This is a genomic window from Microbulbifer maximicatervae (SeqCode) (genome assembly GCF_052467825.1).
In genome coordinates this window covers 3,606,000-3,623,230 of the sequence record NZ_CP174327.1, presented here as the reverse complement: position 1 = coordinate 3,623,230, position 17,231 = coordinate 3,606,000, and the positions used below count along the sequence as shown (strand labels likewise).

The 17,231-nt window shown below is 47.5% G+C and carries 12 protein-coding genes; 8 read left to right on the top strand and 4 right to left on the bottom strand.

Annotated features, from left to right (window positions below; translation table 11 throughout):
* Positions 1 to 34 precede the first annotated feature (34 nt).
* The 6 genes from ACJJII_RS16175 to ACJJII_RS16150 all read left to right on the top strand — a co-directional run bounded on the left by ACJJII_RS16175 (position 35) and on the right by ACJJII_RS16150 (position 7,795).
* The gene (locus tag ACJJII_RS16175; protein WP_444894137.1) at positions 35 to 928 is read left to right on the top strand and encodes an SDR family oxidoreductase; all 894 of its coding nucleotides are present in this window, start codon (positions 35 to 37) and stop codon (positions 926 to 928) included.
* A complete protein-coding gene (locus tag ACJJII_RS16170) occupies positions 928 to 2,535 on the top strand; it encodes an acyl-CoA carboxylase subunit beta (RefSeq protein ID WP_282933177.1) in 1,608 nt (535 codons plus the stop codon). The genes ACJJII_RS16175 and ACJJII_RS16170 overlap by 1 nt, the downstream gene beginning before the upstream one ends.
* Before the next feature lie 81 nt (positions 2,536 to 2,616).
* Entirely contained in the window at positions 2,617 to 3,783 is a 1,167-nt protein-coding gene (locus ACJJII_RS16165) for an acyl-CoA dehydrogenase family protein (RefSeq protein WP_444916930.1), read from the top strand.
* A gap of 9 nt (positions 3,784 to 3,792) precedes the next feature.
* Positions 3,793 to 4,596: an enoyl-CoA hydratase/isomerase family protein gene (locus ACJJII_RS16160; RefSeq protein ID WP_282933179.1), complete on the top strand. Its 804-nt coding sequence runs from the start codon at positions 3,793 to 3,795 to the stop codon at positions 4,594 to 4,596.
* The gene (locus ACJJII_RS16155; protein ID WP_444916929.1) at positions 4,596 to 6,620 is read left to right on the top strand and encodes an acetyl/propionyl/methylcrotonyl-CoA carboxylase subunit alpha; all 2,025 of its coding nucleotides are present in this window, start codon (positions 4,596 to 4,598) and stop codon (positions 6,618 to 6,620) included. Before ACJJII_RS16160 ends, ACJJII_RS16155 begins: the two co-directional genes overlap by 1 nt.
* Positions 6,621 to 6,631: 11 nt before the next feature.
* Positions 6,632 to 7,795, top strand: coding sequence for an acyl-CoA dehydrogenase family protein (locus ACJJII_RS16150; protein WP_444916928.1), 1,164 nt, complete (start codon positions 6,632 to 6,634; stop codon positions 7,793 to 7,795).
* A gap of 584 nt (positions 7,796 to 8,379) precedes the next feature.
* Here ACJJII_RS16150 and ACJJII_RS16145 read toward each other — a convergent pair.
* Positions 8,380 to 10,149, bottom strand: coding sequence for a DUF885 domain-containing protein (locus ACJJII_RS16145; protein ID WP_444916927.1), 1,770 nt, complete (start codon positions 10,147 to 10,149; stop codon positions 8,380 to 8,382).
* 350 nt (positions 10,150 to 10,499) lie between these two features.
* On the bottom strand, positions 10,500 to 12,317 hold the full coding sequence (locus tag ACJJII_RS16140; protein ID WP_444916926.1) for a haloalkane dehalogenase: 1,818 nt from the start codon (positions 12,315 to 12,317) through the stop codon (positions 10,500 to 10,502).
* A gap of 394 nt (positions 12,318 to 12,711) precedes the next feature.
* Between ACJJII_RS16140 and ACJJII_RS16135 the strand changes: the two genes are divergently transcribed.
* Positions 12,712 to 13,737: a sensor histidine kinase gene (locus ACJJII_RS16135; RefSeq protein WP_444916925.1), complete on the top strand. Its 1,026-nt coding sequence runs from the start codon at positions 12,712 to 12,714 to the stop codon at positions 13,735 to 13,737.
* Between the two features lie 7 nt (positions 13,738 to 13,744).
* Positions 13,745 to 14,521: a LytR/AlgR family response regulator transcription factor gene (locus ACJJII_RS16130; protein ID WP_444916924.1), complete on the top strand. Its 777-nt coding sequence runs from the start codon at positions 13,745 to 13,747 to the stop codon at positions 14,519 to 14,521.
* Between the two features lie 68 nt (positions 14,522 to 14,589).
* Here ACJJII_RS16130 and ACJJII_RS16125 read toward each other — a convergent pair whose 3' ends face one another.
* Together ACJJII_RS16125 and ACJJII_RS16120 are read right to left on the bottom strand one after the other, a co-directional pair.
* A complete protein-coding gene (locus ACJJII_RS16125) occupies positions 14,590 to 16,569 on the bottom strand; it encodes an alpha/beta hydrolase family protein (RefSeq protein WP_444916923.1) in 1,980 nt (659 codons plus the stop codon).
* The gene (locus ACJJII_RS16120) at positions 16,566 to 17,228 is read right to left on the bottom strand and encodes a hypothetical protein (protein WP_444916922.1); all 663 of its coding nucleotides are present in this window, start codon (positions 17,226 to 17,228) and stop codon (positions 16,566 to 16,568) included. The genes ACJJII_RS16125 and ACJJII_RS16120 overlap by 4 nt, the downstream gene beginning before the upstream one ends.
* Between the last annotated feature and the right edge of the window lie 3 nt (positions 17,229 to 17,231).

Sequence of the window (17,231 nt, the reverse complement as noted above, 5' to 3'; positions counted from 1 at the left end):
AATAAGCCGTAAGGCCGTAAAAAAGGAAACTTTCATGCGCTATCAAAGCCAGCTGCGCTCCGGCAGCTTTAGCGAGCAAACCTATATCGTCACCGGCGGCGGCAGCGGTATTGGACGCTGCATCGCCCACGAACTGGCCAGCCTCGGCGCCCATGTAGTATTGATCGGGCGCAAACTGGACAAGCTGGAAAGGGTTGCCGGCGAGATCAACAACGATGCTGGCGAGTGCAGTTTATTCAGCCTGGACATCCGCGATGAAGAAGGAGTGCAGGAGACAGTGGGGCAAATAGTCCAGGCCCGGGGCCAAATTCACGGATTAGTGAACAATGCCGGTGGCCAGTTCCCCTCCCCCCTTGAGCAGATCAACACAAAAGGTTTTGATGCTGTTGTACGCAGTAACCTGCTCGGTGGCTTTTTAATGTCCCGAGAAGTTTTTGTTCAATCTATGAAACAGCACGGCGGCAGTATCGTAAATATCACCGCAGATAACGCCGGCGGTATGCCAATGATGGGCCATTCCGGTGCCGCTCGAGCAGGCATGGAAAATATTACCGAAACCTCCGCCTTAGAGTGGGCACCTTTTGGGGTTCGAGTTAATGCTGTAGCACCAGGCTATATTCTCTCCAGCGGCTTTGATACTTACGACCCCAAATTCCTGCGCGAGCTATTACCGGGCTTCCGAGACAGTATTCCCCTCTATCGATTGGGAGAGGAAGCGGAAATTAGTGGGGCCGTGTGCTTCCTGCTTTCCGATGCCGCCAGCTATATCACTGGACAAACGCTGCGTATCGATGGTGGCTCGAGTCTCAAACATCACTCTCCCCTTTGGCAGCCACAGGCGGCCCGTAACTCTAAGCGCTTCAACGGATTCCACCGCAAACGCCGGCCGCAGGTAGTGGAAGAATTGGAAGCGGAGGGCAAGCTCTAATGCAGCCGATTGATTCCCAGCTCGACAACCGCTCGGCAGAGTTCAATGACAACCAAGCTGCCATGCTGGAGCAGATCAACCATTTTCGTGAAGCTGAGCAACGTCCGGTACAGGCAGAGAAAAGTAAGGCTGCGCGCTATCGTGACAGGGGCTGGCTGCTGCCAAGGGAGCGCCTTAATTTATTGCTCGACCCCGGCGCACCTTTTGTTGAGCTGTGCTCCCTTGCCGGCTATAAACTTTTTGACGACCAGGATGGTACCGGTGCGGGTGGCGGAGCCATTTGTGGCATTGGCCAGGTCAGCGGACAACGTTGCATGGTTCGGGTGGATAACTATGCCGTAAAAGGTGGCACCATCTCACCAGCCGGGATGGATAAAGCCCTGCGAATGCAGAGGATCGCTCTGGAGAATCATTTGCCGATTGTCGCCCTGGCACAAAGTGGTGGTGCCAACCTGATGTATGCCAGCGACACTTTCGCTCCCGGCGGGCGGGGGTTTGCTAACCAGGCTCGAATGTCCGCTGCCGGTATTCCGCAAGTAACCGTGGTACATGGCGGCGCTACTGCCGGCGGTGCTTACCAGCCAGGCCTGTCAGATTATGTGGTCATGGTACGCGGGCAAACCGGTATGTATCTGGCTGGGCCGCCGCTACTGAAAGCAGCCACCGGTGAAATTGCCGATGCGGAAAGCCTCGGCGGAGCGGAAATGCACTGTACCGAATCTGGCAGTGGCGATTACTTAGCTGAGAACGACGCTGATGGTATCCGCATAGCAAGGGAAATTATTGCCACCCTACCCTCACCCATTAAAAGCTCAGTACAAAAAGACTACCGAGACCCATTGCATCCTATCGACGACCTGCTCGGCCTGATTCCAGCAGACAGCAAAAAGCCCTACGACGTGCGCGAAATTCTCGCTCGTGTAGCCGACGGCTCTGCCATGCTGGATTTCAAGCCGGAATTCGATCGACAAACCGTATGTGGCCATATTCGTATTGAAGGCTTTCCTGTAGGAATTATTGGGAATAACGGCCCGATCACCCCCAAGGGGGCCAACAAGGCCGCGCAGTTTATTCAGTTGTGCGAACAGAGTGGCACTCCACTGCTGTTTTTACATAACACCACCGGCTTTATGGTGGGTACCGAGGTGGAGCGCAACGGCATCATCAAGCACGGGGCCAAAATGATTCAGGCCGTGGCCAATGCCAGCGTACCAAAACTCAGTATTGTCGTGGGCGGTTCCTACGGGGCCGGCAACTACGCCATGTGCGGTCGCGGATTCGATCCCCGCTTTATTTTTGCCTGGCCCAATTCCCGCACCGCAGTTATGGGCGCAGCCCAGGCCGGCAAGGTAATGCGCATCGTCACCGAGCAAAAAATGCAACGCAGTGGCAATGTGGATGAGACTGTATTGGACAAATTGGAAAATGACACCAGCGCATTTATGCATGGCAATTCCGATGCTCTCGCCTGCAGTGCACGCCTCTGGGATGACGGCATTATCGATCCCCGCGATACACGCAAACTTTTAGGCATGTTGCTAGAAATTTGCAATGAGGCCGAGCAGAGAAAACTCAATAAAAATACCTTTGGCGTAGCTAGGTTCTAACGAAAAACCGGGGCAACAAGGAAGTGCGGTTGCCCATTAACACAATCACCGGGTTCACACTTCAAGGCAGGGAAAACAATAATGATATTTAGCGATCAACACCGGGAACTGCAGCGCACTGTACAAAACTTTGTACAGCAGGAAATCAATCCCAATGTGGCGGAATGGGAAAAGGCCGGCCGCTTTCCTATCCACGAAATTTTCCAACAACTGGCCAACCTGGGCCTGCTGGGCATCAGCAAGTCCACGGACTTCGGTGGTCTGGGCCTCGACTTCAGTTACGAAACCGTTTTCCTGGAAGAGCTGGGCAGCGCCCACTGTGGCGGCGTACCCCTGTCAATTTCAGTGCAAACCTCCATGTGCACCCCGGCTCTGGCTAATTTTGGCAGCCAGGATCTGAAAGAGCAGTTCCTGATTCCCGCTGTGAGTGGCGAGATGATCGGTGCAATTGCCGTTTCCGAACCCGGCGCCGGTTCCGATGTTGCTTCGATTAAGACCACCGCCAAGAGCGATGGCGACGACTATATGATTAACGGCAGCAAGATGTGGATCACCAACGCCCCTTGCGCCGATTTTTTCTGCACCCTGGTCAATACCAGTGAGGGCAAAGCCCATAGCAACAAATCCCTGGTCATTATTCCGGCGAAAACGCCTGGTGTACGCATCGGCGAAAAACTCGACAAATTAGGCATGCGCTCATCGGAAACCGCTCCCATCTTTTTTGACAATGTACGGGTGCCCAAACATTTCCGTATCGGCGATGAAGGTGCCGGATTCCTATTGCAGATGCTTCAGTTCCAGGAAGAACGCCTCGCCGGCGCCGCGCTGAACTTAAAAGGCCTGGAGCACTGTGTAACCAGCACCATCGACTATGTGCGCGAACGCCATGCCTTTAAAGCGCCATTGATCGACAATCAAACTATCCACTTTGCCCTCGCAGAAATGCAGACCGAAGTGGAATGCCTGCGCTCTCTAACCTGGCGCGCGGTGGAAGCTTATGTAGCCGGTGAAGATGTCACTACCCTTGCTTCAATGGCCAAGCTCAAGGCTGGTCGCCTGTCCCGCTCTATTCCCGATCAGTGCCTGCAGTTCTGGGGTGGCATGGGCTATATCGAGGAGACTGTAATCAACCGCGCTTACCGGGATAGCCGTCTCACCGCTATCGGCGGCGGTGCAGATGAAGTAATGCTCGGCATTATCTGTAAGCTGATGGGCATACTGCCCAGCAAACGCAAACCCACCGCGTGAGGTCAGGCCATGGAGACAATTATTGATGAAACCATCGGCATCGCCCGCCACCTCACCCTAAATCGCCCGCAACAGCGCAACGCCATCAGTTTGCAAATGGTAGATGAGCTTCTGCAAAAACTCGCAGAAGCGGAAGAAGATCCGCAGGTGCGAGCGTTGGTACTGCGGGGTGCAGAACACAACTTCTGCGCCGGTGGCGATATTGCCGATATGCTCAATGCTCAGCAGGGCGCGAGCGATGGAAATAGTGATGTATTTTTTCACCTAAACCGTCGTTTCGGTGAATTGATGGAACGATTTAATCGCACCCCTTTAATAGTCATTGCCGTACTGGAAGGTGCCGTAATGGGCGGTGGTTTCGGGCTCGCTTGCAGTGCCGATATTGCCATCGCCGATCGCAGTTGCCGCTTTGCCCTTCCGGAAACCCGCCTGGGTTTACCGCCTGCACAAATTGCTCCCTTTGTCGTGGCGCGAGTCGGTCTCTCCCAGGCCCGGCGCCTGGCCCTCAGCGGAGCAAAAGTCAATGCTCAGCAGGCTTTGGAAATTGGGTTAATCCACCAGCTGCTCGATAATTCCGAAGCCCTCGAAGGCGCGCTGCAGGAACACTTGGGCGCGATCAATGCCTGCGCTCCCGGCGCCCTGGCAACGACCAAGCAGATCTTGCTGGATGCTGCACGGGTAAGCGATGAGACTGCCCTCGGCCAACTGCTCGACGGCGCTGCGCAGCAGTTTTCCCGTGCAATTCAAGGCCATGAAGGGCGCGAAGGCGCCCGTGCATTTCTGGAAAAACGATCACCGGAGTGGCAGCACTGATGTCGACAACAGAGACCCTGTTAATCGCCAATCGAGGCGAGATCGCACTGCGAATTATGCGAACTGCTCGGGCGGAAGGCTATCGCACAGTCGCCGTCTACAGCGATGCGGACTGCGATGCACTTCACGCACAGACTGCCGATATCGCCGTAGCCATTGGCGGGCAGACTTCGGCGGAGTCCTATCTGGATATCCAAAAAATTCTCGCAGCAGCTAAAAAATCCGGAGCCACTGCCGTCCACCCTGGCTACGGCTTTCTCGCTGAGAATGCGGAATTTGCCAGGGCTTGCGAAGAGAATGGACTGAGTTTTGTTGGCCCGAGTGCCGAAGTCATAGAAATGATGGGCAACAAACGCAAAGCCAAGGAGTTTGTTGCCGCTGCCGGCGTACCCTGTATTCCAGGCTTCCAGGGTGCCCAAGACGACGACACCCTGATCGCCGAGGCGAGGCGCATTGGATTCCCGTTAATGATTAAAGCTGCCGCAGGCGGTGGTGGGCGCGGCATGCGCCTGGCTCACGAAAACAACGAGCTGGCCTCCCAGTTGCGCGCTGCCCGCAGTGAATCCATGAGTGCATTCGGCAGCGACGAGTTGATTCTGGAAAAGGCACTGGTCAACGCTCGCCATATCGAAATCCAGGTATTTGCGGATCGTCATGGCAACTGTATTCACCTGGGGGAGCGAGATTGCTCCGTACAGCGACGCCATCAAAAAGTGGTCGAAGAGTGCCCTTCCCCAGCGGTCAACACCCAGCTGCGGGAAAGAATGGGGCAAGCCGCTGTCGACGCCGCGCGAGCCTGCGGTTATCTAGGCGCGGGCACCGTAGAGTTTCTACTCTGCCCCAACGGCGAATTCTATTTCCTGGAAATGAACACCCGGTTGCAAGTAGAGCACCCGGTAACAGAAATGGTAACCGGTTTTGACCTGGTAGCTTGGCAACTGGCAGTAGCACGCGGCGAAGCCCTGTGCGTTTCCCAGCAGAGAGTCACCCAGCAGGGGCACGCCATTGAAGTCCGCCTGTATGCCGAAGACCCGGAACAACAATTCCTGCCCCAGGCCGGAAAAGTACTCCACTGGGTAGCGCCAAAGGGACAAGGAATCCGTATCGACCACGCTTTGAAAAATGGTTGCGAAATTACGCCATTTTACGACCCCATGCTCGGCAAATTAATTGCTTGGGGGCAGGATCGAGAAGAAGCTCGGCGCAAGCTAACTCAGGCCCTGACCCGGCTGGAATTTATCGGCCCCAAAAACAATATCCATTTCCTGCAGAAGATCCTGGCCGAATCACAGTTTATCGCTGGCGATGCCGATACCAGCTTTCTCGACCAAAACAGCACGCTGACATCCGCAGAACCAGTTCCAGCAGTAATTGCAGCCCAAGCCGCATTACTTAATCACTTGCACCAAGCCAGCCCTCAGGATCGGCGTAGCGGCCGCAGTGACTGGCGCAGTGGCGACAACAGCGTGCCGATCAACTACCGACTGGAAATTTCAGGACAAACCCTAAACTGTGAGCTGCTGGCGTTAGTAGATAATTCTTATCAAATCTCAGTAGGCGACGAGCAGTTCCTGATTCAGTGGGTCCATTTTGAGAAATCACACAAAGAAACTGGAGTTTATAGTGCTGAACTCCTGCTGGATGGCGTTAGCCAAAAGAGATTGTTCCTAGCCAACCAAAGCAATCTGCATCTCCTGTTAGACGGCAGGCAATTTCATTTTGTCGATATCACCCACGCCCCGGCCAAATCGAGCCTTAACGAAGGCAGTGGCCGCATCACGGCCCCTATGGACGGTTGCCTGGTGCAGGTATTGGTTGAGCCCAATCAAAGAGTTCAGCGGGGAGACACTATCGCCTTAATGGAAGCCATGAAAATGGAGCACGCCCTGCGCGCAGACCGCGACGGTACCGTAATTAAACTGGGCGCCTGTGAAGGAGACCAGGTACGCGGTGGCCAGCTGTTAGTTCAGATCGAAGCCGCTCCCACGGAAACCGCCAAAATCCCCAGCGACGCTACTTCCTAAAGGAGATCAGCATGTACGATATTGATGCCTCCCGCATGGCAAGCCCCTTCTATGACGAAGACCATCAGGAATGGCGCACCCAGTTGCGCCGCTTTGTCGACCGCGAGATTACTCCCTACATCACTCAATGGGACGAAGACGGCCAACTACCCGCCGAGCTTTGGAAAAAAGCCGCAGAAGTTGGCCTTCTACAGATGAGTTATCCGGAAAACTACGGCGGCATCGAAACCGATGTCTTCCATATGATTGTTGCCGCAGAGGAGTTAGCCCGCCCCGGCGCTGGTGGCCTCTACGCCAGCCTGATGGTCCACGGCATTGCCCTGCCCCCATTACTGCACTATGGCAGTGAGGCCCTAAAAGATCAGGTTATTCCCTCGGTATTACGTGGCGAAAAGCATGTTTCCCTGGCAATTACCGAACCAGGCGCAGGCTCCGATGTAGCCAATCTCCAGTGCCGCGCAGAGCGTGATGGGGATGACTATATCGTTACCGGCGAAAAGACCTATATCACCGGCGGTATGCGCGCTAACTGGTTTACTACTGCCGTGCGCACTGGCGAGGAAGGCTTCGGCGGTATCTCCCTGCTCTTAATCCCTGCGGATGCCGAAGGCGTTAGCCGGCAGCTACTCGATAAAAAGCAGGGCTGGTGGTGCTCTGATACGGCCAGTATCTTTTTTGATCAGGTGCGCGTCCCCGCGAGTAATCTAATTGGCGGTGAGAACCAAGGTTTCTTGCCCATAGTGCACAACTTCAATCGCGAGCGCCTGGGCATTGCCGCTTCCTGTGTAGAATTCAGCCGGGTCTGCTTGCAGGATGCCATTGAGTGGGCCCAGGAGCGCCAAACTTTCGGAAAGCGTCTCGCCAATCACCAGGTGATTCGACACAAATTTGCCCAGATGCTTCAACGCATCAATGCCACCCAAGCCTATCTGGACCTCTGTGCCTGGGCAGAGCAACAACATCAGCTCAAAGTAGCGGATATCGCACTACTCAAAGTCCAAGCCACAGAAACCCTTGAGTTCTGCGCTCGGGAGGCTATGCAGGTGTTGGGCGGCGCAGGCTATATGCGCGGCAGCCGTGTTGAGCGTATATATCGTGAAGTGCGAGTGAATGCGATTGGTGGCGGATCTGAAGAAATTATGCGGGATCTAGCGTCCAGGCAAATGGGGATTTAGTAAGTGTAAGGCCCCCTGAAAACATTCATATTAATAATTACGAAGCTTTATTTGGGGTAGTTACTTTGACTCAGGCAGCAGCAACTTCTTAAGAGAACAATTAACTACCCACTTTATAACCACCTTAATAACTACCAGAGGAATAAAAATATAGAGATAGCGAAGAGAATTGTGTGATATTTAGAAAATTCATCCCAAAAATTCACTTTCCCAAAGAGTATTTCTGCATAAGGATCACCAAAGATCCAATCCGGCCTCTCCCCTCGAGCCAACCTGTTACATACAGCATGAAAGGCATACGAGGAAGAACCCCTCGGTTTGAAAAACAAAGCCATCGGACTTCCATCCCTAAGCCATTTTTCATGGTACCTCTCAAATTGGTACTTAATCAGATCAGATAACTTTAGGTGACTGATTAAAATCGTAACTGGGAAGGAAAAAACCACTATAGTAAAAAAATTAAACATAGCCCAATTCGGGAACCCAACTTATATAGCGCTGACACTTAGTCAAAAATTAATTGGCACCCAACTGTGTAGCTCAGGCTCGCAATAACACGAGCCCGAGATCAGACTTAAACGCAGCTACCCTTGCTTCTTATCCTGAATGAAATCCCTTACCTGCTCACTTAGTACGGCCATAGGAACATTGCCATTTCTCAGAATGATTTCGTGGAAGTCCTTAATATCGAAGTCTTCACCAAGTTCATTTTGCATCAGTTCTCGCAAGGCGAAAATCTCGAGGGCACCAGAATCATAAGAGGTAAGCTGCGCAGGCATAACCGCCATTCGGTCCATCAGAGTCCTCGGGCCTTTTGCAAATGAAGCGCCAGAATCCTGCAAAAACTCCGCAACCTTTTCATCACTCCAACCGAGTACATGCATTGCGGTGTCCGCTACCATACCTCGCGCAGGCCATGCTCTCCTTAGGATCTTGGTTGACCCATACTGATACATTCCCGCTTCCTCCGCTAGATGTTCAGAGTACCTACCCCAACCTTCAGCAAAAGCAGAGTTAGACAAAGCATCTTCTATTTTGTGAAACTTTTCTTGCTCTTGTACGAGAGCAATTTGCATATGATGGCCCGGGTACCCTTCGTGGATAGTAACCTTCTCTGCAGAAGCGTAAGACTCATCCCTGTAAGTTGTCGGATCATATCCAAATCTCGCCTTGCGCTCCTTGGAGCCCGGAATATAGTGTGCGCTGCGACCTGAGCCCTGTTCATGCTCAGGGATAGCTTTTACTTCCATTTCGATCAAAGGCATTTCATGGAAGAAATCAACGGTTAAATCTCTAGACTTATCAACCAGGCGCTCATAAAACTGATGCATCTCATCAGCGCTATTAAATTTCTGAGTTTTATCCTCACTGGCCCTTGCCACTGCCTCAGAATAGGAATCTACTTGATAGAACTCCTTGCCTAAGCGAACCACTTCGCTCTTGTTTGAGTTGACAGCCCTTAAACCCAACTCAAAAACTTCTTCTGGTGTTCTCTGCAAAGTCGTATAAGAACGATACTGAGCCATATAACATTCACGGCCATTAGGAATCGCATGGATACCAAGCTCCGCTCTGGCTTCAGGTAAATAGGCAGACTCTAGAAAATTCTTGTAATTCTCCATTGAGGGGATAACGTGATCTGAAAGCACCTGTTTAAATGTAGCTTCAAACTCAGGGTCCCCAGCTTTCTTCGCTAACCCCAAGAACGGGTGCTCATCGATAGGTACTTGGGTCAAGCCACCAACTTGCTGAATGACTCGCTTAACCACACTCTGAGGTGCGGAGTAACCTTGCTCTAACCCCCGGCGGAGATTGGCTATTTCTTGCTCATAGTAACGAGCCGCGTCAAGCCAACGTTCAATCGCATCTGCCTTTTCTTGGGCTGTTTCAACCGGCTGAACCTCGGTCAAAAAGCCAAGAATGATATGAGGCCCAAACATATGATCAACAGACCAGAGTTCAGTCTTACACACCCTTAGGCCAACATTGGACTCTAATCGCTCTTTCAGTTTGAAGTAGAATACCTTCTCTTGATCACTTTTTAGACCATTAAGATCTATCTCTGCCAATTTATTGAGTATTCTGTCCTCAGATGCCGCTAGAGAGGCAGCGTTACTGGGGGAATTACTTAAAAAAAGGTTGTGCCTGTCCAGCTCCATATCTGAGAAGTAAGCGTACGGCTGGAAGTTTTCTAAATAAGCTTCGGCATATTGATCCGCTAGATCATGGAGTAGTGCCGAGTTGTCAATAGCTTCCCTACCGGCCACATCAGTTTGGTTATCAGTAACTGAGCATCCCATTAGGACCGATGAAACTACCAATACACCTAAACCCGCTCTTTTTACATTAATCATTCTTATAAGACCGCAACATAAAACTCATTAAAAAGGTTTCTACAAAGAAAACTTCAACTTCCTGTTTTATAGTAGGCACTGTAACAAAATGAGTTTCAACACCTCAAATGCGGAATATCGGCGAAGCGAGGATATTTATAGATAAATCCCAGAGATAGAGCGCGGAACTCGTTTAATTGGCAGAGTCACAAGTAACAAGCGCTAGCAACTTGACATAGAGACCACCTAAACCTCCCTTAACCTATGCACTTGAAGGGTATGGCTATGCATAAGAAGCCCACTTTAATAAAAATGGGCTTCTTAAAGAACAGTAATTCCTTATAACACCGAAGAATGTTACTTCATTTATATTACGGCACTAACTGGTAGCTATTACCTAAGTCGTCTTGTACCACCTCAGCAATACCATCGATGGCGGAGACTTCTAATGGCTCACTTAGAATGCGACTTCTAAATGTCCAGCCTTCTGGCAGATTGAGGCGACTTCCCAGATCTTTTAAATCGTCAAACTGAAGATCAGAGACCTCAATACGACTAAATGATTGCATAATATACACCTGCCCATTGATATCAGTTAGCTCATAAACACGACGGCCTTCATAAAACAACCAAGTATTATTCCTTAGTACTTGTCCAGGAATATAGGAAACACTCTCTCCGAGATCAGAACTATAATTCATGGTAGTCAATAAGCGCATTTCTAAGTCACCGAAAAAACGGTGTTCATCATCCGGACTAGGTGAGACAATATCGCCACCTAATATTTCATCCACCACAAAAAAACGCGGCCCGTTAGGGATTGCAAAAAGCGCACCATACTCAATTTCTATATCGCTGAAGTTGATAGCATCCCACTGATTTTGGGGACAAAAATTAACACCCGGGGTACCCCAAATCTCTGTTGACTCCTCAGCCCCGTCTAGATAAGAAAGTAATATCTCACAATAGCGAAAATTAAAGAGTGGACCGCCAGCTTGCAATGGTTCCTCAACCGTAGTATTTCGCAAGAAGTCTAAAAAATGTATGGCCAATTCCTCGCCTACATCGTCTTGAATAAAGTGACCGGCAATAAACCGCTTATGATCATTGCCGTCTGATCCAGGTACATGTTCAACCCACTTCTGCTGGACCTCTAAGCTACCCAACTTTATATCATAAGCTCCCGCATTAAACATAAAGGGGTTATGAAAGGCTCCAAGTGTTTTCCAAGCTGAAAAATTCAGCATTTCAATACCTGCCGACATCGCAGGAAAAGCCCGGATTGCTGCTTTATACTCGAAAGCAGGATAAGGAGCATTGTAAGCTGCGACTTCTTCACTGCTCAGCTCAACTCTGGTTACTACTTGCAGTACATCTCCAGCTATTAATTCTGGCACACCGGCAGCATAGTCAATCCACTGCTGAAACCCCTCCACCCCATCAGGTTCTTTTGACGCAAAGAATGTAGCTGCATCACCCAATGACTCATCGATCTCAAATGTCGGGTAAATATAGGGGTTTTGACCCACCGGAATGAGGGGAAGATCACCATTAGCAACAACCAGCCTAGCAATTACATGTGGCATATCACCCGCAATACGAAGACCGATAAGACTGCCCCAGTCCTGTACGAAAAGGTTGATATCAGTTAATTGCAATTTATTAATAAATGCCTTATTCCAAGCAACATGCTGTTCATACTGATGTACAGTGACGTCAATCGGTTTGTCTGACCTTCCCATTCCAATATGATCTGGTGCAATCACTCGGTAACCGGCATCAGCAAGGATCGGGATCATTTTTCGGTATAAATAGGACCAGCTGGGTTGACCATGTAGTAACAGTATAACTTCACCATTATCAGGCCCAACATCCACGTAATGCATATTTAAGCCGTCAATTTCTACGTAACTTGGCTCAAACTCATATCCTGAAAGGGAGTCAAAACAGGCATCGGGAGTAACAATGTATTCCAAACCCGTAGCGGTTGCATGTATTTCACTTTCAGACAATTTACAAGCATCGCTATTTGGGCCTGTAACTAAGGGAATCTCTGTCCCTGAGACATCTTCAGAGTCATCCGAGTCACAAGCAACCAATAGGTAACCCAAAAAGCAGATACCGAACAGACACCGGAATAGAGAGATATATTGGGGAGTTTTAGATATAGAGACAAAAGAATAATTCATAATATAAACCTTCCTTTTACATTAAATAAAAATTCCTTTAACTGGAGAGGATATTCATATCACCATCAGAGCATCCACCTATGACAGAATTGTGCGGATGGTGAAAATCTCCGCACGACCAGAACTGTTGGAAGTTTTACCATTAATTAAACAGGGAAAACTCTATAAAAAAACACATGACTAACTTCCGCCAATTTAAAAACTAGAGATACATAAACTTATGCTTAGATACTTAAAAATTTGCTTGCAATCGAGAATGTTTTGTATGAACGGTGCATATTTCAAGCTCAATGGAGCAAATGGCAAGTTTCTTTCATATGAGATTACCTATATCATTCACTGTTGATATTTTGATATATAAAATCGATATTGAATGCAATATAGGCAAGGAACCTTGTTTGAATTTCGCAAAATAAATAAGATCCAAGCATGGATATTTCTTCTAATATGGCCATGGGTGAATATCTTTATCGTCTCTGCTACACTTTATTCACTTGAGTCACTAACCCCCCACCTCTTCCTGTTGGCTACAGCTAAAATATGGGGAACATTTATTTTATGTCACCTTCTTTTCATTTTTATTGAAAATCTTCCCAACAGCCCTCTACGATTATTAAAAGAAAAACACACCTACTTACTTAGACCAATTGTAGTCATTTTTCTATTTATAAGCATTGCACCGATCGTAGAACCCCCATTAACTTTCAAAGTACCTGATATTAAAATATTACCATTGGCGATAATGCTACTTGAATCCACAGTTTATATTTTTGCCATATATATATTTCAACAGCAAAGTTTCTTCTATCGCTCGCAGCTTCATGCACAACAGGCAGAGCTACAAATACTTAAAATGCAATCAAATCCTCACTTTCTATTTAACACTCTAAATTTGATTGCATCAGAAGTTATTCAGCACCCATCAAAAGCTAAAGAGCTCATTTACAGCCTTTCCGATTTATTGCGCGACACAATCAACTTAACCAAAACCCAATGGATAACTATTGAGGAAGAACTAAGATTAATCGAGTTATACCTCTTGCTGCAACAAAAGCGCTTTGAGGATCGATTTACCTTTGATATTGACTGCCCACAAAATTTGAATGGAATGAATATACCTTCATTACTATTAATGCCAGCTGTGGAAAATGCCATAAAGTACGGTATTGCACCCTACGCCAAAAGTGGTCATGTGAGTGTAAATGTGGAACTAAATAATAGCTACATAGAAGTGGAAGTTCAGGATACTGGGGCATGCTTTGATGACAAGAACATCACTTATGGTGAAGGATTGCGTATTCTTACTCAAACATTAAGAGTCAACTTCAGTGACAACCACGCCCTTAAGTTAAATTCAAGCGGTGAAGGAGCAAGTTTGAAAATTCGCTTCCCACAAGTAAATTCATCCATAACCCCGTAGGTTGAAAATGGCGAAAATGAATACTAAAAAAGTAATTGTTGTCGATGATGAACCTGCAGCAAGATCCAATCTAATAGAAGTAATCAACACCTTCGATGAATTGAAAGTTGTGGCGCAAGTAACTGATGGAAAGTCAGCGATAAAGCAGATCATAACCAAAAGCCCTGATATCGTATTCCTTGACATTGAAATGCCAGAGGTGAATGGCTTTGATGTGGCTAATGCAACTCAACATATAAACTATCAACTTGTCTTCCTAACAGCCTATCAGCACTATGCCCTGCGTGCGTTTGACACAAATGCAATTGACTATTTGACAAAGCCTGCTCACCCAGAATTAATAAAGAAAAGCATTCGCAAGATATTACGGCAAGAGATGTATGCCTTAGGGCAACAGACGTCTTCGACAAGCGGAAACCGATTGGTTTTGAGTGATTATAATCAAATGAAGATATTTGAATACGACCAAATTAACTATATCGACAGTATCGGTCGTTATCGTCGTATCCACCTTACCGAGACAGGAGTTGAATCTCACAATACAAATACCATTATTTCAGATATGACACTTGACAGTTTCAGTGAGCAGCTACCTAAGGAAACTTTTTACCGATTACATCGAAGCTACATCATTAACAGCCATAGAATCCTTGAATTAAAGCTACAGTCACGACGCCATTTTGTCCGACTTTCCGGAACAGATACACTTATCCCAGTATCTCGCAGTTTTCTTTCCATCTTAAAGGAGAGTATTAAAGTCTCAGCTAGCTCTCTAATTGGGTAATAGATGGCTCTAAGTAATCCCACAAATACAGCTATGAAATTACTCCGAGCCTCCATAATCCCAGAAACCTACATGTTCTTTTCAAGGAAGCTGATGATCGACCCAAAAATAGCTCTATGGTGCTCACTATCAGTAGGACCATGAGCCATTTCTGGATATAGTTTCCACTCATAGTCCTTATCAAACTTACTTAACATCATATTCATGCGGTACATATGTTCAACATCAACAGTTTCATCCTTCTCACCATGAATAATAAATACAGGCCTTTGAAGGTTTTGTGCCAGATATACCGGTGAAATGTCCTTCAGTTTGCCATAGTCTTTAACAGTATCTCCAACATTCTCCAGCAACCACTTACTTTGAGCCTCAGTTGCATAGGGTGAGTTCAGGTAGAGGTTAACATCTGTGACACCGGCCACACTGACTGCACAGCGGAACAATTGCTGGTGTTTGATAGCCATCATTAGTGCAGCATATCCACCATAACTCATTCCAACAGAACAAATTTCCAAAGACAAAATATCGCTTCGGTCACTTACCACCTTTGTTGCTTGAAATATATCTTCAAGCATTAAGTTACCCCACTGCTGAACACCCGCTTCCTCCAGCTCAGTTGAATAACCACTCGATCCTCGATAATTCACCCTTAAAACGGCATAATTATTCGCCACAAAGAACTGTGTATAGTAGTCAAAATACTGATGGTCAAAAACGCCAAGAGGACCACCATGTGGCATAACTATAAGAGGGAATGGCCCGTTACCTTTTGGCATGGTCAATATATAGGGAATATCCAATCCCTCCACTTTAACCTGCTCGTGGTATTGGCGACTCTCAAGCTGATCATCTAAATGTGGAAATTTTGAGGCCACTGGCTGATCAATTTTCTGGCCATTACTACTAATGAAATAACGTCCTGGTTGGCCGTGGCTCTCGCTATAGTAAAGCTCTATAGTACTATCGAGGCTTCTTCCTACTGTTGTTTTTAGTAGACTCGCCATGCCATTTTTTTCTTGTCTATCCTCATCAATGTATTGATATTCTAACCGTCCATTATGAACGACCTTTACACCAATTAACTCCCCTGTCGATTGCTCTATTACCAGATCGATAATATCGTAGCTATCAGATCGATAAGCTATGCTCTGTTCTCCACTAGTGAAATTGCAGCGGTAAACTATCCGATCTTTCTCCGAATTAGTATCTAAGCAAAAGTAAGTTCCAGACTCTGGACTTATAGACACCGGTATAAGGATTCCATGCTCTGCTCCGGGGGCGGGCTCCTCTTCCAACTCTTCCAACTCTTCTTCAGTCCAACTCTTTATTGGGGCGGTAGAGTGTCCATCAACAACTTTACTCAAATGAAGCTTGCTGTCATTGAAAAACAGAACTGACTTTGGCTGCCCTGATGGATCAAAAAACCAGCGTATCGCATACCCTTCAACTGAAGCCACTTCATTCTGAACTGTAAACTGGCCTCCATCTTTTCGTAAAAGTTTACTTGCCTTCTGTTTAAATCGGTTAAGCTTAGATACCTCAATACTGTATACCTTGGAGTAAATCCCACTTTTTGCATACAGAAAATGGCCCGGCCTGTTTGGCAACGCATGGACCAACCATCCTGGTGTTTTTACCTCAAATATTTCTGGAGGCTGGCCTTCGGAGCCTGAGACATCAAGCACTAATAGTCGATAAGCTGGCTTGGTATCTAATAAATTTTTAACACCCTTCTTGACTTCCTTAAACTGGGCAACAAGATACTGTGGGCCAACCCAGCGGATAAATTGAATTGATGCGTCCCTGGATGTCAATGTTTCGAGATCAATCAGGGTATGACTAGACCCATCTTCACGACTCCAAATATCTAACTTTTGACTAGCATCACTCTGCTTAATGGACGCTACCAATCTTCCATCTGGACTGACTTGTGCTGTTATAGTATCAATCGATTTAAAGTAGCTTTCTGCTGGCATTGCTACAACTGGACCAATTTTCACCAGAATGCACAACAAAACCAATAAAGTCCCTCGAAAAAAAACAATCATTGGTTTATCTCCATAGGACTTAACCAACTTTGCAAGAATTCATCTTGCACTCCCGCACCAGATACAAGAGGATACAACTCAGTTAATGAATTTATAGCTTCTTGAATTCCATCTAAATCTGTTGCTATTCGATTTTTGAAATAGACTTCTACCGTATCTGACTTTCTTTCCTTACCTATAAACAAGCTACCAATATAATTTGTTTTTTTAGCTTCCACATGAAAACGCCAAGTACGCTGCTTAGCAGTATCTAGTTTGTAGGGGAGGTTGAAGTAAGGTGCATTTATTTGGGTAATTTGGTACAGGCCAGCTGGGACTGTCATCAGGTAAAAACCTTCGGACTTATCCTTGAGGCTGACTTTATAACGACCTTTCTTTCGCAGTTTATATTTTTGCCCACTCAGCAGGTATTTATTTCCATTAGCGTACATCTTAGCAAACTCAATTGAGGGCGCAGTACCTCCTACATCTAGCTTAACCAAAACATACCCACGCCCGCCCTCTAATTCAGGTGGATTATCATAGGGTACCAATGATAGCGTCCGAGCAATTACTGATTCAGACACAAGGATTGCCGCAAATATTATGCCTTTAAGAAGAGTATCTACTCCACTTACCTGATAGCCTACCGGCATCACGCTTCTAAAATTTAGTGTCAAAAT